General features: G+C 54.0%; 13 protein-coding genes. All 13 read right to left on the bottom strand.

What is annotated here, in order from left to right; translation table 11 throughout:
• Positions 1–34: 34 nt before the first annotated feature.
• Positions 35–2,188, bottom strand: coding sequence for a DUF7024 domain-containing protein (locus PMM47T1_RS16045; RefSeq protein ID WP_202947825.1), 2,154 nt, complete (start codon positions 2,186–2,188; stop codon positions 35–37).
• Between the two features lie 157 nt (positions 2,189–2,345).
• Positions 2,346–3,278 carry a glycosyltransferase family 2 protein gene (locus tag PMM47T1_RS16040; protein ID WP_008370695.1) on the bottom strand — a complete coding sequence of 311 codons (933 nt, stop codon included), beginning with the start codon at positions 3,276–3,278 and terminating at the stop codon, positions 2,346–2,348.
• Positions 3,271–3,675, bottom strand: a complete 405-nt coding sequence (locus PMM47T1_RS16035; RefSeq protein ID WP_008370693.1) for a GtrA family protein — start codon at positions 3,673–3,675, stop codon at positions 3,271–3,273. Before PMM47T1_RS16035 ends, PMM47T1_RS16040 begins: the two co-directional genes overlap by 8 nt.
• Positions 3,662–4,597, bottom strand: a complete 936-nt coding sequence (locus tag PMM47T1_RS16030) for an NAD-dependent epimerase/dehydratase family protein (RefSeq protein WP_008370691.1) — start codon at positions 4,595–4,597, stop codon at positions 3,662–3,664. Before PMM47T1_RS16030 ends, PMM47T1_RS16035 begins: the two co-directional genes overlap by 14 nt.
• Entirely contained in the window at positions 4,594–6,309 is a 1,716-nt protein-coding gene (locus tag PMM47T1_RS16025) for a thiamine pyrophosphate-binding protein (protein WP_043301143.1), read from the bottom strand. Before PMM47T1_RS16025 ends, PMM47T1_RS16030 begins: the two co-directional genes overlap by 4 nt.
• Positions 6,310–6,313: 4 nt before the next feature.
• Positions 6,314–7,627: a lipopolysaccharide biosynthesis protein RfbH gene (rfbH, locus tag PMM47T1_RS16020; RefSeq protein ID WP_008370686.1), complete on the bottom strand. Its 1,314-nt coding sequence runs from the start codon at positions 7,625–7,627 to the stop codon at positions 6,314–6,316.
• Positions 7,628–7,655: 28 nt separating this feature from the next.
• Positions 7,656–8,738, bottom strand: coding sequence for a CDP-glucose 4,6-dehydratase (rfbG, locus tag PMM47T1_RS16015; protein WP_008370685.1), 1,083 nt, complete (start codon positions 8,736–8,738; stop codon positions 7,656–7,658).
• A 7-nt stretch (positions 8,739–8,745) separates the two neighbouring features.
• Positions 8,746–9,519, bottom strand: coding sequence for a glucose-1-phosphate cytidylyltransferase (gene rfbF / locus PMM47T1_RS16010; protein ID WP_008370684.1), 774 nt, complete (start codon positions 9,517–9,519; stop codon positions 8,746–8,748).
• A gap of 12 nt (positions 9,520–9,531) precedes the next feature.
• Positions 9,532–10,521: an FAD-binding oxidoreductase gene (locus PMM47T1_RS16005; protein ID WP_008370683.1), complete on the bottom strand. Its 990-nt coding sequence runs from the start codon at positions 10,519–10,521 to the stop codon at positions 9,532–9,534.
• 532 nt (positions 10,522–11,053) lie between these two features.
• Positions 11,054–13,384: a hypothetical protein gene (locus tag PMM47T1_RS16000; RefSeq protein WP_008370682.1), complete on the bottom strand. Its 2,331-nt coding sequence runs from the start codon at positions 13,382–13,384 to the stop codon at positions 11,054–11,056.
• On the bottom strand, positions 13,377–14,297 hold the full coding sequence (locus PMM47T1_RS29865) for a hypothetical protein (protein ID WP_157213025.1): 921 nt from the start codon (positions 14,295–14,297) through the stop codon (positions 13,377–13,379). The genes PMM47T1_RS16000 and PMM47T1_RS29865 overlap by 8 nt, the downstream gene beginning before the upstream one ends.
• On the bottom strand, positions 14,264–14,905 hold the full coding sequence (locus PMM47T1_RS15990) for a class I SAM-dependent methyltransferase (protein ID WP_008370680.1): 642 nt from the start codon (positions 14,903–14,905) through the stop codon (positions 14,264–14,266). The genes PMM47T1_RS29865 and PMM47T1_RS15990 overlap by 34 nt, the downstream gene beginning before the upstream one ends.
• On the bottom strand, positions 14,902–15,915 hold the full coding sequence (locus PMM47T1_RS15985; protein WP_008370675.1) for a glycosyltransferase family 2 protein: 1,014 nt from the start codon (positions 15,913–15,915) through the stop codon (positions 14,902–14,904). Before PMM47T1_RS15985 ends, PMM47T1_RS15990 begins: the two co-directional genes overlap by 4 nt.
• Positions 15,916–16,216 lie beyond the last annotated feature (301 nt).

The raw sequence follows: 16,216 nt of genomic DNA, 5'->3' as shown, positions 1-16,216 counted from the left end.
GCAATCGGTTGCCGTCCCCGCTTCGGTAGACCGGTTACGGAATGATCTGCATTGATACGAAACCGATGCCTAAAATCCGCCCATCTGTATTCCCTGACACTTGGCTTGGCGAAGCAGGTTTGGGGGGGATAAAGGTTATGCGATCTGTGCTTTCACCCCCAAGGTTAACGTCCAGGCGAACTTCGGAGATGCCTGCAGTGAGTTGCATACTGTATTCATGCTGGCCTACCAGAACACGAGTCGGCGTCTGGGCATTAGTCGCGTAGGCTTGGGCCTTCAATACCAGGGTGAATTTCTGCGGCAGGGGGGCAGTAAATTCAAAGACTGCCTGCTGGGATGACCAGCGTCCCCACGGCTCGATACCATATAGGCCTTGGGCATCGCTTATGAATTCAGGCAGCCCGCTGCGTGTGAAATCTATCCCGCTCGCAAGGCTGCCGCTGTAGCGCGGTCCCCAAGCGTCTCCGAAAAACCCTGCCTCGCGCTGAATTTGTTTGGGAGACAGCCCAGACAGGTCTGGGTGCGCGCTATTCTCAAGCTTGAAAAAGACCATTTCTTTGTCGCTGCTTTGCAGTAGCGGTGGTTCCTGCAGTAACTGCGACAGCTCTTGGATCAACGCATCGCCGTTATCAGCATAACCCCGGCGATCGATATAAATGCCGTCGAATCCGAGTTTGCGGATAACCTCGATTTGGCGCGTCATTGGTTCTTGCGCCAGAGCGCGGTAGAACAAGTCACCTGGTCGGCCTTTCATACCGCCGAAACTCCAGTGTAAGGCCTTTGAATGCAAGACCCCGACCATCATCTGGTAATTAATCAGACGCTGTAGTATCGGTACTTCTGGAAAGCCAATGTAAGGTAGTTGATAAACCGATCCGCCGGCGGGAAGCGCTTTTTCGATGGACTGAATAAAGTCTTTGTCGCTATCAAAAGCTGCGTTCTGGACGGCAATGCAGCTTTTGCACGGCGATACAGTTTGATCGAACAGTCCTACCAGTACCAGCGCTGCCGCTATTCCGACTGAGTAGTTGGCTAGCCGGGGCGCTATCTTCTGCAATAATATTTGCAGTGCGATGAAGAGGAAAAGCAGCGCGCCACAGGCGATGAAGATACTGTCTCTATTCCAGGCCCTGATGGAGGGTGAGACAGTCATCGCGAACAACGAACCTAAACCGCCGATGGTGGCAAATAGAAACAGCACGAACGTAGTGACGGCCACTAGGCGGAGTCTGTCGTCTGAGTCTGGGCGAGCCGAGGCAAAAAGGAAATAGAGCAATACCAGCATAAAGCCGGCTGCGCCAATAATACCTAGCGACGAGGTAGAGTTTTCATTAACCAAGGGGGTTGCTTGATTGTAGCGCTGAGCGATACCACCCAATTGCTTTATACGATGGTCCGGTCGTGGCATCAACAATTGCATCATCTTCATTCCATAGACTTCAGATTCAACAATTGAGCGCTGGGCGACCTCAAGATTTGGCCCGTTTTTATAGGTTCCGATCATGTTGGGCGCAATGTTGACGAATACGCCGAATATTGTTGCGGCAATCAATAGTGCTGCTTTTCTCACACCGTAAGTATTATGGGTTTTAACCGCGCTCATGACCCCGGCCGCTGCTAATATAATTACCCCGAACAACGCGTAGTACACGCCAAAGGAGGCAAGAATCAGCATGCCTAGGGCTGTTGCAAGCAGTTTGCGACCCTTTGACTTGATGCTCGAGGGCGTTACCGGGCCGTGGGTCAAGTAAATGTCGAGTGCCAAATAGAAAAATAACGGGGCGATGAAGTACCAGGTGTAGAAAAGATGCTGCAACCGCAAAAAGTGGAAGGGGGCGAAGGTGTAAATTACGCTGCCTGCCACTGCAAAACTGCGGTTCAAGCCAAACGCGCGGGCGGTGACGTATGTGGCGACGAAGCAGGCAGGAAAACCGAACAGATAGAACAGCTTCACTCCAGCTGCCCAGCCTCCACCAAGCAGGGCAAAGATCTTGATCAGCAGATGATCACCGCCGTCCGATCCAGGAAAGTCCAAGAAGTTCGAACCGAACGGATAGCCACTTCGGGCATTATCGAACAGCCAACCTTCCGCGACTCGCTGCGCCATCCATGCGTGAAATAGCCCGTCGCCTGCGTATGCGTATGGCCGTGATAAATCTGGTGTGAAGGCGCTGGCCAGGCCACTCATGACAATGCTGGCGAGGAGTAACGAACCAAGCGCACCAATGAGGATTAGCTTCCAATCAGTAGCGAGAATCGTCCTCCATGTGGGGTAGGTGCTTATTCTGGAAGCGCTAGGCTTAGGTAAGGAGTGTTGTGAATTCACAGTTTGTGCTCGCAATTATTTAGTCAAAATTTACGCGTTCGATTTCGACCACAAGCGGCATATTGCGAATCTTTGTATGAACCGAACCCAAATACTCCCCGAGCATCCCCAAAAACAGGATCTGTACCGAACTGAAGAAGAACAGCGAAATAAGCAGAGGGGCGATACCCATCTGGAATGAATTCCAGAACGCCAGCTTTGCTATTAGGAACCCAAAGGCGGCCAACAGGCTCATCCCCGCGAGGAGTGCACCGCCCATCACCATCAGCCGTAGTGGCACCTTGGAGTGGTTGGTAATACCGAGCATGGCAATATCATACAAGGTGTAGAAATTATTCTTGGTGATGCCACGCATGCGCCGCGGCTGCTTGAATGGAACCGTGGCGATTGGGAACCCAATTTCACACAGCAGACCGCGGAAATACGGATACGGATCGTCGATTTTCTTAAGAATGTCCAGCACGGCACGATCGAACAGGCCGGCACCGGTGGCATTCTGTACCAGCGGCACCTCGGAGATGCGTGTGACAAAACGATAGTAAGCGCGACGTGCAATGAACATCAGGCGCGATTCTTCGCTTTCGGGCTTCACTGCCATCACTGTCTTAAAGCCTTCTTCCCACTTTTTCACAAACTCTTCAATCATCTCGGGTGGGTCTTGCAGGTCGGAGGCGATCAACACAGCGGCATCGCCCCGAGCCTGTAGCAGGGCATGGTAGGGTGAGCGAATATGGCCAAAGTTACGTGCGTTCAGAATCAGTTTCACACGTTGGTCTTGTGCCGCCAGTGCACGCAACTTGACAATACTGCTATCAGTTGAACAGTTATCGATAAAAATATGTTCGTAATCGTAGTCAAGGCGAGCCATTACCTCGACGATGCGCTGGTAAAGCTCATCAATATTGGCTTCTTCATTGTAGCAAGGTGTCACTATACTGATGAGCTTACGCATAATTGAAAACATACCTGTTATTAATGACAAAAGAGAGAAGGGCCATGGGCACGAGTAGGGCGACACCGGCAAGGTAAGGGCTCACGCCCAGTAACTTGAGCGCCGCAATACCAGCCACGTTAGCGCCATAGACAACTGCATATCCGATTACAAAGCGAAAGATAAGCTTGTTGTTCTTCGAGCCAAAAACCAAGGCCCCGGTGCTTTTGAAGTTAAACATGACGCCCAGAATCGTGGCCAGTAGCAGGGCTGCACTATAATGCAGGCCCAGGTAAAGAAAGCCGGCAAAACAGCCGTAGCCGAATGCCGCATTCATTACCCCCACTAACAGAAACCGGACCAGTTTCACATTCAGAAGCGCACGGAGCCGTGGCAATCCTTGTTCAGTTTCTTGCATGCAGCGCCTGCTTGATCTCACGTAAAACGCCGTTTAGCGAAGATTCTCCGGGTACATAACCGAACAATTTTTCGGCCTTGCGATTATGCGAGTAGTAATGAGCCTTGGGGCCGGTGGCGTTCACTGGCTCCTGGTTACCTATCACGGCAAATTGCAGACCAAAATGCTCACCCAATGCAGTCAGCAGTTCGAATTTCCCGACGGGAGCCAAGCTGTAACAGTCCACCACTTCGTTGCACGCCGGTGCTTGCAGTATCCGGTCAATCAATTGCATGAAGTCGTCAGGTGTGAGGTAGTCCCTGAGCATGTCGTCCGGTGCAACTTCCAATACCGTGCCGGCTTGCAGCGCCCTTAAGATGTCACTGAGGAAGAAGCGCGCTTCGGGGGCCTGGCGATGACTGAAGTAACTGAACACCCTCACGTCGACGATCGCTGCTTCGGGTAGAGCGCGATGGCGACACTCTGCCTGGAACTTGGCGGCGCCATACCAATGCTGGGGCTGCAGTGCATTGATGGGGAATACCGCTGTGGATGCCTCGGTGATGGGTGTTGCAAAGTTGCTACCATAGGCTGCGCCGCTGCTCAGGTAGATGTACCTGCACGAGGGATGGCTGCTTAGGTACCCCAAGGCCAGATTGTCGTATTGTTCGGTGACGGTGAAGATGCTCGAGCCCATTTGCACGGCCCTGGCCGGGTCGCCCACGCCTACAAAGTTGATGATGGCATCGAACTGGCAGATGTAATCAAATTTGGCGTAGTCCAGAACGGCAAAACCTTTGCGCTTGGCAACTTCTAATAGCCCAGTGTCCAGGTTGCCTCGCGCGCGCACGAATAAGGTGCACTGGTGCGGGGTGTGCTCGGCGAGGCTGGCTATCAGGTCCTTGGCGATATGGCTGCTCGCTCCAAGGATTGCCAGCCTCATTGGCCCAGGTCCAGCAGCGGCGACTGCTCGTCGATGGGGCGACCGAACTCCAGGCGCGGCCGGCACTCTCGTGCATCAGGCATCAGCACCTCAATCAGCATCGGCTTGCGGTTGGAAAGGAATTCCACTACCGCGGCCTTGAAAGCCTCCAGACCTATCACGCTACATGAATGGATGCCATAGGCTGCCCCCAAGGCCTGGAACTGCGAGGTATAGCCATTCCAATAAGTCGACGAGTTGCGGCCCTCGAAGTACATTTCCTGAAAGCCACGAACCATGCCCAGCGAATGGTTGTTCAGCACGATCGTGAGAATAGGCAGCCGCTCACGGGAAATGATGTCCAGCTCCTGGATATTGAGTTGAGCCCCGCCATCACCTGTAATGACCACCACCGGTTTGTCGCCGGAGATGCAGGCACCCACCGCAGCAGGAATGGCGAAACCCATGGTGCCCAGGCCACCGGAGTGGTGCATCGCCTGGTCAGGCCCCAAGCGCAATGTGTGGGCAGCCCACATCTGATTGTTGCCCACATCGACGACATAATCCAACGAGCGGTTGGCGGTCAAACCATTGAGGGTATTGAACAGTTCGAATGGGCTGATGCTCCACTCTGAATATTCGTCTTTGAACGACAGCTCGAAAACCTCCGCCAGGCGCGCGCGCCACGCGATATCGGTGTGTGGCAATTTAGGGGCGTTCGCGATGAAGGAGGTGAATACCGTGTCGAGGTTAGCGTTAACCGAAAGATGTGCCTTGACCCTGTTTTCCAGCTGGGCAGGGTCCAGGTCGAACTGCACGATGTGCGCGTTTGCTGCGAACGTTTCCGTCTTGGCGCCGGTTTGACGTACGTCCATGCGGCTGCCGAATACCAACAGCAAATCGCAATTTTGTACGGCGTGATTGGCTGCGCGAGTACCGTAGGCACCCAACATTCCGAGGTAGTGCTCGCTGGCAGTGAGCTTTTCCGCACCCTTCAGGCTGGCGACGTGGGGAATGCCCAGATTTACTATCTCGCGCAGCCATTGGCTGAACCCTGGCGTGTTCACCGCACCGCCACCAATCAGGAACAACGGTTTCTGTGCATTTTCCAGCAATGCCCATATATCGTCGTATGAGGCATCTTGAACCCGGGCCATCGCCGAGGCGTGAGCCCAAGTGGTCAGTAATTCATCCAGTACCGCTTCGTCGATTTCGGCTCGTTGGATATCCATGGGGATGTCCAGCAGCACAGGCCCTGGTCGGCCTTCGCGAGCGATGGTAATTGCTTTCAGTAAGCTTGGAATCAAGTCATCAATGTGGGTCACTTGATGAGCATATTTGGTAATACTGCTCACTAAAGCAACGCTATCGAGCTCTTGGAAACCCTGCTGGCGGATGGCCCGCTCGCCTTTGAGTTCATGTGTGTTGACTTGACCGGTCAGGAACAGGCACGGGTGGCTGTCCAACCAGCAATCGGCAATTCCGGTAATCAGGTTAGTAGCGCCTGGGCCACTGGTGCCCAGCGCCACGCCCATCACCTTGTGGTTCGTCGCCCGTGCGACAGCGGATGCAGCGAAGGAGGCACCTTGCTCATGGTGCATGGACACCAACTTGGTCTTGCCGAGCAAGTTAATACTGTCCACCAGATGGGCGATCATGCCACCGATGAGCTCGAAACCGTAGAGGACTTGGGTGTCCGCGAGAACCTTTGCTACTGCATCCGATGCTTTCATAAATTTAGAAACCGATCCCGAAGAACTCTTCCAGTTTTTCACCGACGTAGTCGAAATGCTCCTGACCTAGGGAGGGCTGCACGCCCAGCCAGAACGTCTGGTTCATGGTTCGATCTGTGTTGGTAAGGTCGCCGACGACACGATATTCCACGTTGTGGAAGTACGGTTGGCGGGTCAGGTTGCCGGCGAACAGCAGGCGGGTGCCGATTTTGTGCTGGTCCAGGAACTTCAGCAGGTCGACACGCTTGACCCCGGCGCTCTCTTTCAAAGTAACCGGGAAGCCGAACCAAGAAGGATCGCTGTTAGGCGTAGGCTCGGCGATTTCCAGGAAGTCGCTGAGACTGGCCAGCCGCTCTTTCAGTAGTTTGAAGTTGCGCTTGCGGGTCTCGATGAATTCTGGCGCACGGTCCAGCTGAGCCAGGCCACAGGCCGCTTGCATGTCGGTGATTTTCAAGTTGTAGCCCAGGTGGGCATACACGTACTTGTGATCGTAACCTTGAGGCAGGCTGCCGAACTGCTGGCCGAAACGGTTGCCACAGGTATCGTCGCAACCTGGAGCGCAGTAGCAATCGCGGCCCCAGTCGCGAAACGATTCGGCTATCAGTTTCAGTTGAGCATTGTTGGTGAACACAGCACCGCCTTCGCCCATGGTGATGTGGTGGGCAGGGTAGAAGCTGAGTGTGGCGATATCGCCAAAGGTGCCTACCAGCTTGCCGTCATAGGTTGCGCCCAGGGCATCACAGCAATCCTCGACCAGCCACAGGTTGTACTTCTCGCACAACTCCTTCACCTTGCCGAGATTGAAGGGGTTACCCAAGGTGTGGGCAAGCATGATCGCCTTGGTCTTTGGCGTTATGGCTGCTTCGATCAGGTCAGCGTCGATGTTGTGGGTGGCCATATCCACGTCAACGAACACTGGGATCGCGCCGAACTGGACGATCGGATTGACGGTGGTCGGAAAGCCGGCGGCGACGCCAATCACTTCGTCGCCTTTCTTTATCGCACGGTCACCGAGTTTCGGCGAAGTGAGAGTGCTGAAGGCTACCAGGTTGGCCGAAGAGCCCGAGTTCACGGTGAGCAAGTAGTTCACGCCGAGGAACGCAGCGAGCTTCTTCTCGAACTCTGCATTGAAGCGACCAGTGGTGAGCCAGCCGTCAAGCGAGGCCTCAACCATTAGTTGTAATTCACGGGCGCCGATCACCTTGCCCGAAGGTGGGATGACGGTTTCGCCCCCAACGAAAGGTTTGGTCGCCAGGGCAGTCTGGGCATAGCGCTCTACGAGCTGGCTGATTTCCTGACGGATCATATCGGGGGTCATAGTAATTCCTGCTCAAGCTAATTATCGGTTAGGCACCAGAGGCCATGGCTGCCATGTAGCAGTTGATTTCGTCCACGCAACGGGCGTGCATATCGTCACCTTGCAACCAGCGGCGATGCCAGTTGACGATGTGAGTCAACGTGGTTTCCAAGCTCCAGGTAGGCTCCCATTTCAGGTGGGTACGGGCCTTGGAAATATCCAGTTTCAAATAACGTGCTTCGTGTGGCTGAGGATTCTCGTCGAGCTGCCAGCTGGCACCCGCCCCCCACGCCTGCACCATATGGTCGAGTATCCATTCCACAGGCTGTGCGTCTTCGTCTCTAGGTCCGAAGTTCCACCCTTGTGCGAATGCATGGCCATGCTCCCACAGGTGCTGGGCAAGGACAAGGTAACCGCTGAGCGGTTCTAGCACGTGCTGCCAGGGCCGTGTGGCGACAGGGTTGCGGACTACAACGGGCTTGCCTTGTTCCGCAGCGCGCAGGATATCGGGAATCAGCCGGTCATCGGCCCAGTCGCCGCCACCAATTACATTGCCCGCACGCGCTGAGGCGAGGGCAGCGCCGTGTTCTGCATTGAAGAACGAGTTGCGGTAGGCGCTGGTGATCAGTTCCACGCAGCCTTTACTGTTGCTGTACGGGTCATGGCCACCCATGGGTTCGTTTTCACGGTAGCCCCATTCCCATTCCTGGTTTTCGTAGCATTTGTCAGTGGTCACGTTTACGATCGCGCGCAGCGCAGTGCACTTGCGAGCGGCTTCGAGCACATGAACGGTACCCATCACGTTAGTGGCGTAGGTTTCCACCGGTTCCCGGTAGGAAAGCCGCACCAACGGCTGCGCCGCCATATGGATCAGGATATCGGGATTAAATGCCACCATGCTTTCGTTGATGGCGTGCAGGTCGCGAATGTCACCAATCTCCGACGTCATACCGCGCTCGACCTGCGCCTGCTCGAATAACGAGGGTGTCGTAGGCGGGGTCAGGGCAAAGCCCTTTACCTGCGCGCCCATGCCCTGCAGCCAGAGGGCCAGCCAACTGCCCTTGAAACCGGTATGCCCAGTGAGAAACACCTTCTTGCCCAACCAGAACGCGGGCGATACAGAAGCTTTCATATCGTAGTCAGCTCCAGGTCTTCCACGGCGCGGCACCAGTCTGCCACAACTTTTCAAGCAGAGTCTTGTCGTGGAGGGTGTCCATGGGTTGCCAGAAGCCTGGATGTTCGAAAGCCATTAGTTGGCCATTCTCGGCCAGCCCCATCAGTGGCTCCTGCTCCCACACGGTACTGTCGTCTTTCAGGTATTCCAGAACCTGGGGAGAAAGAACAAAGAAGCCGCCATTGATCATGGCACCGTCACCTTTGGGCTTCTCTTTGAAGTTAAGGACCTGGCCAGCGCTGATGTCCAGTGCGCCGAAGCGGCCTGGCGGATAGGTAGCGGTCAGCGTTGCGGCTTTGCCATGGCGCTTGTGAAAGGCGATGGTGGCGCCGATGTCCATGCTGCCGACGCCGTCGCCGTAGGTAAAGCAGAATGCTTCATCATCGCGAACATAGTCTGCGACGCGGCGCAGGCGACCACCGGTCATGGAGGTTTCACCGGTATCCACGAGCGTCACGTTCCAGTCTTCCGCACGTTTGTCATGAACCTTCATGCTGTTGTCACGCATGTTGAACGTGATGTCCGACGTGTGCAGGAAGTAGTTGGCAAAGTATTCCTTGATCATGTAGCCCTTGTAGCCACAGCAAATGATGAAATCATTGATGCCGTGGGAAGAGTACATTTTCATGATGTGCCACAAGATTGGCTTGCCGCCGATCTCGACCATTGGCTTGGGGCGGGTACCGGTCTCCTCGCTTAAGCGAGTCCCGAGGCCACCTGCCAAAATGACTGCTTTCATAACTGCTCCTTGTTAGTTTGAACTCACGAATGCATCTGAGTAAAAGTGTTTGACTGGCAACCCGGCAACTGTAAGTGCCTCACGCGCAGAGTGAATCATATCCTCTGAACCACAGGCGTATACGACCGCCTGCGCAAGGTCGATGGCGTCATCAAGTAGCGCGGCCTGTACGTAGCCAGTACGCCCTTGCCAGTCAGCGGAGGCCCGTGACAGCACGGGAATAAACGACGCGCTCAGCCCGTCTAGCTGGGGTGTCCAATAGATGTCGGCGGCAGTTCGACCGCCCCAATAAATGCGAATATTCTTGCCTTCGGCCAGTTTCGGGGTGCTCAGGAGCTGCTCCAGTATCGCCTTCACGGGGGCGATTCCGGTACCGGTAGCGAGGAATACGAGTGTGCTGGCAGATTTATCACGCAAGCAGAAGGTGCCGAGCGGGCCCTCCAGGCGCAGGAGGTCATTGGGTTTCGCGCTGCCAAACCAGTATTGGGACATCGAGCCTTGCTCGACCTCGCGAATTTGCAGTTCCAGCTTGCCGTCAGCGCGCTGGGCGTTGGCGATGGAGTAGCTGCGGCGTAGCCCCCCCTCGCCGATCACGTCCAGGTACTGGCCAGGAAGATAATGCAGCTTGCTGGTAGGTGGGACACGCAGGACCACTTCCACCACGTTCTCGGCCAGTCGGGTAATTGTATCGATCCGGCAGGGAAGCGTCTTAACCACAATATCGCCCAACGCACCGATATCTTCGGCGTCCAGCTCAACATTGCTAAGGGCCTGACGGCAACAGGTAAGGATCATGCCGGCGGCAAGTTCGTCGGCGGTCAGTGAGCTTTCACCCTTCAGGGCTTCAGTGTCACCGCTGAGTACGGTTGTTTTGCATACGCCGCAGCGTCCCGTGCGGCAGCTGTATTCCAAGGTGATACCCGCAGCCTTCGCGCTATCTAGCAGTGATGTGCCAGGCTCCGAACTGAACGTCTTACCGTTGTAAAGTTTTACCGAAATCATGAGGCTACCGGATCAAAATGCTGAAAGGTTGCAGAAGCTACTCTCGGTTAATGTGGCAAATACCTCTGGGCGATGGACATCACAAATCCGAGTACGGCAGAGGCTTCGAGGCTGGATCTAAATAGCTCTATGGAGTACAGCGGTCACACATGGAGCGCTTCTGAAGTTTGCTCGGGTGCGGGAGTTTACCACTGCGATGCCAATTTTTGTGTTGGATTTTGTAAGGTGGCTTTGAGCAGGAAATTCTTCTGGAAAGACGCGGATTCCCTGGGGGAGACCGACTGACTGACGCCGCCAGTGCACAGGGCTACTCGCCCCTCGATCACGCAGGAGGAGCACAGTCTGGGGATCTGGCTCGGGCTGCACGTTCACTGAAGCCTGATCCTCTACCGCCATGGTTGGGATGGCCTGTTGAATCAATTAGTCGCAATTCTGTACGGAGATAGACATGGCCGTCAGGCCGGTGTAGTGGCAAGGCACCACTCGGTGCGGGCCTTGCTCAATGCATGAGTGCGCTGTTAAACGGACATGGTTATTCCTTTACCAGGTTTATTTGTTGAAGGGCTATACCCAAAATCCTGTTGTCAGTTGATCCTGTCAGCGCCTGCGGTGATGTTGCCTGTGGGATGGCGATTGAAATAATTCGAGTTCCCCGCGCTCCAGAGAAGGGTATCGGGACCTCTACAGGATTTCCTGAGGCGACCTGAATTTGCTCATTCCAGTGCCAGGAGCGTTGCTCGCTTGAAAACGTAATAGAAATCGGATGTTCCAGGGTTGCATTGAATGCAACGAATTTCAAAACGGCGTTGCATGATTTGCGTGCGCAGTCGTCTGGTATGGGCAGCATCAATTTTGCATTGCCGTGGGACCACACCGACTTGGTTTCCAGGCCATACCAGCCCTCCCTGAGCATGAGGGCACTTCCTTCAAGTCCTGGGCTTATCGAGATAGGGTATTGGGTGTTTGCCAGCATTGCGGCTTCAGATTTCTCGCGATCCCCTACGAATTCAGGTCGCAATCTTGCGACGGCAAAGAGGCTGGTTTCCGAAACCTCTATGGGTTGTAGCCTCTTTAAAGCGTCTACAAATGGTTTTAACGTGTTCTGACTATCGGTGGGACAGCGGAAGTCTGGAATGCCACGAAATTGCTGTTGCTGCTCTTCAGTCAACTGTGCCGTCGTTTCAGCTAGACAGGGCCATACATGGGGCGCCCATAGCATGTGAAAGTAAGGTATGACCAGTGTGTCGACTGTTCCCTTGGTAAGCGTCAATGCTGCAGCTTGCGCTTTTTGGGGGGATAGAACTCCGGCCAGGCCGCCCAAGTCCTCCGGCCAGCTAGCTTGGGCAGCAGCAAGGTTCTTGTCGCCCCCTATGTTAAAAGTGCGAAAGCCAACTTTGGGTGCCAGATAGTTGGCCATGAAGTCGTTGCCCCAAGGTAAGAATAAGACTTTCTCTCCAGGATGGATTCGCTCGGATAACCTTGTTACAAGGTTATCGTCGATCTGGAGAAACATGAGCCGGTTATCAGTTCCGTTTCGCCATCTGTCATGAATATTTGGAAGGTTTGTGATAACCAATGCTGCCAGTGCCAGTGTACAGGCCTGCTGGGCTTTCTTCTCTGCTTGCGAGGCCCAAAGCATTGTCAGTGCCCACAACCCAAAGATCCCTAGCGCAGACCAACGGTACGAGGCGCGCATCACATTGAAGCCGGGCAGTTTCTCGGACATCCATGCGTTTCCGGTTGGCGCTACTGCGTAGTTGGCCGGCATCAGCGCGCTTTGTTGCTGCGGCTGGCTAGCTTGCAAGGATTCAGGCTTTACCGAATCAATTTTTAACGATGGGCCTAGGCTCATATATATGCCAAATAAAGCGATCAGCAGGAAGCTGGATGAACGCTTCAGTTGAGATCGGGTGCGCCACCACCCTGCCAAGCCAATTATCAATACAGGCAGGAAAAATGTTGTTGTCCATACAGAGGCATCGCCGAAGTGGACTTCATCTGTGCGCTTTACGCTCAGCCCCAGGGCGTCGGGCAGCCATAACACGCCGCGAGTCGGAATGGTTATATATGACAGGTCGATGCCCCAGCCTCTGAAAAACTCTAAGGGAGGGATGTCAAAGTTAGATTTTCCGATGTAGGAACTGTAGAGGAAATAGGCCAGTCCGAAGCTGGTTGCGTGAATCGGGGCGGTAAATTGTAGTGCTGATTTGCGTAGTTCGGGTCGGGTGATGAAGGTGTGGAGGAGTAGTATGCTGGACCCGCTGGCAAACATCATGAATGTATAGCCATCCATGAATACTGCAATGATGGTTGCAGTGAAGTAGAGGGCTACCGTTGTTAGCGGCGGTGGCCTTGATCCGAGCGGAGAAGAAAATAGCTTCAAGGCCGCAAGGAAGTAGAACGGTAGCAGTGCGATGCCCCAAGACAGCATGCTATACCCCGCATGCGCCCAGATGACAGGCATTGTGGACCACGCCGTAGCCCCGATCAGTGCTATCGGTCTTGCGGTACCTAATCTGAGGGCGATCGTGCAGGCCGATAGGAAGCCTAGCCCGACCCACAGCGCAGCAGTGATCGAATAGGCGTCGGCGGCCGATAACCCTAGTCTGATAAATAGACTTGCAGGCCAGGCCCCGGCGAGACCGAAAGCGATCGCGGCTGGTTTGGGGATGCCGATGTCATGCGCAAACAGACTAAATATGGACCCATTGGCCAGCGACTCGGAGAAGCCCATCGACCAGATGGCCTGCCCTAGCGTAGGCATCATCAGGAATGGCACTGTCTCCTGAATAAACAGCACAAAAGAAACTGCCACGAAAGCGAGCAGGATCTCCCATAGTGTCCAATTTTTACGTTCAGGCATTCGTGGAGTCCGTGGCAGTTGCATGGGGTTGGAGGGGGGATACGCATAGGAAAAACAATAGGTCGCCGGTAACCGTCACAAGTCTGCCCAGAAGCGTTGCCATGAGTAGGTCTGCCTCCTGCACGGTGCCCTTCAGCAACAAGAGCAGAACCATTTCACGTATGCCCACGCCAGCAGGAGCACCAGGGGTAACCAGCCCGGCAAGCCAAGCAATAATGTAAGCGCCACCAATGCTTGGCCAAAGCGTCATGGGAATAATTTCATTCTTGGAAATGACGCTAATCAGAGCGGTAAATATTCCGGCCGATACTCCGAGAAAAACGGCCTGGTAGATAAATGCAGTGACCACTTGCTGGCTGCCGAGGCGCTTTAGTACCCACGCAAAAATCCACCCTGATACCAATAGTATGAGGACGCTAAGTGTTTCCGGAAAGTGGGGGGTGAGAAGAGGTGGCACGAGTGAACTGAAAAGGGTTGCAGTCGCGACGAGTAACCCCAGTTCCCATAAGGTCGACTTAGCAAGGGTGCCAGCCGGTATTCCAGCTGCCATCCCTAGCGCTTGTCGTCCGGCCAAATGAAAAATATTACCCGGAAGGTATTTTGCGAGTTGAGATATTCCGTAGATTTTTATTGACCTTGGTCTCGATACGGATGTTCCCAGGTGTGAGACCAGGTGTCGCCATGCCAGTGCGAGTAATATATTGGCAGCGCCGTAAGCAACTGCAAGCAGTCCGACGGAGAACCACGCGAGCGGTATGACTTCCGAGAAGTCCAATTCGAGCCAGTATGTGCGCATTCTGAAGATGACGAAGATAATACCGGCTATCGCGAGTCCGCTACCGAGCCAGTGCAGTTTTTGCCGTAGGTTTGGGGGCGTTTTCACATTCGTGGGCGGCATAGCAACATTGTCCAAGGCAGCGGGCTACTTATTTCTATAACGTCAAAATATTTCGAAACCATTGTAATGAAGCGTTGCTTTGACCAGTGTTGGATATGTCCTGGCGTGTTGCCGAACTGCGCAATATATTTGCCGCGTGCAAAGTTGAGAGCGCGCCATAGAGGCTCGCGGGGGACGCTGAGGATTAGATGCTGGAAGGCTAGATTTTTTAGTGCTTGTAATCCTGCATCGGGGTCCTCCAGGTGCTCCAGTACTTCGCAGCAAACCAAAAGATCGGCGCTGTCCTTGGTCGCCTCAAGGTCGTAGATGCTGCAGGGCTGGAATATTGACGGCGATACGCCTCGTGCGATGGAATTTTCCCGCGCGAGTTCAATGACCGTTTTTGAAAAGTCACAGCCTCGCGCGTTTATTTCCTGTTCTGTCCAGCGTAGCACCCAATAGCCTTCTCCGCAGCCGATCTCATGGATGGACTTGGGCTCTGCTTTTGTCACAAAGTCTGACAGGGCTGATTCGAATCCGTTCATCATCCATTTGACGATTGGATTTTTTGACCCGTATTTATCATAGGCATTGCCGGTAACGATGCCATCTTCTTTTGCTCCCCCGGAGATTTTGATCTTCATGGTAGGTTTTTCGCATTCGTCGTTAAAGGTTCAGGTTCCGGCTTCTGCGTAGCATCCGATGAGTCATTGCGGTCGCTGCGCGATGCGCTGGCTACTTTGAAGCGTATGTCTTCGAGCAACTTCCTATTGGCTGCAAGCAAATCTGCGATGAACGCCACGAGCAATGTCTGAAAACCGATCCCGAGGAAGACAGATGCCAGAATCAGGGACTGTACGTGGCCTTCGCCTGCGCCATTCACATAAAACCATATAAAGCGTAGGCCTATGAGCGTGCCAATGCCGAAAAGGGCGGCGCCGATAGACCCGAAGAAGGTAAAAGGGCGATAAATAATAAAAATTCGTATGATGGTGACGACGCTACGCTTAATGTAGGATGGAATACTTTTGACTAAGCGTGATGGCCGAAGATCCTCATTGACTCTAATAGGGACGGAGGTTATTGCCATATTCTTTTGGCCGGCCTGGATGATTGTTTCCAGCGTGTAGGTGTAGTCGTTGAATACCATCAGGCGTTGTGCGGCGGATCGGCTAATGGCACGAAATCCGCTGGGAGCATCAGGAATATTCGTCTTGCTGGCTACGCGTACAACCCAGCTACCTAGCTTCTGCAGTAGTTTTTTTACCGGTGAAAAATGTTCGATTGTGTATATGGGGCGAGCGCCGACCACTAATTCGGCCCGGTGTCGAAGAATCGGTTCGACCAACGTAGGTATGTCGTCAGCGTTATATTGGTTGTCAGCGTCGGTATTCACGATTACGTCGGCGCCAAGTCGCAGACAGGCGTCCAGTCCGGTCATGAATGCTCTGGCCAATCCCTTGTTGCTAGGGTGTCGGATGATATGGTCCACGCCATTGCGGCGTGCGACATCGACGGTGTTGTCCTGGCTGCCATCATCAATGATCAGCCATTCAACCGAGCTAAATCCGGGCATCGTACGCGGCAGGGCCGCCAGCGCAATAGAAAGGGTTTGAGCTTCATTAAAGCAAGGGATCTGTATGATTAGTTTCATTGATTATATTTTGATTACCAATGCCGGTCTTTAGTTGACAGGTAGGGAATGTCACCCTTCCAGATCTTGATTTTGCTTGTATTTTTGCACATTCCTTCGCCCGCAAGTAGCTTTGGCTAGCAGCTTGTCACTCATTGCCTGCGCCAGTCATCGTCATGTTTTGGCGTTGATCCTGACAAGGTTGCCCGGAATCTAGGGTAAAAAATAGTCACAATTTGAGGCGGTGGAAAGCTCGCGATATGTGCGCCAAAAAAATACGCTTGTCCCGCTTCCACGGGCGCCCTCGGGGGTTAGAAGCGTG

Source organism: Pseudomonas sp. M47T1, from assembly GCF_000263855.1.
Classification (GTDB): Bacteria; Pseudomonadota; Gammaproteobacteria; order Pseudomonadales; family Pseudomonadaceae; genus Aquipseudomonas.
Note: the sequence above shows the minus strand (reverse complement) of the source record. Positions and strands in the feature narration are given on the sequence as shown.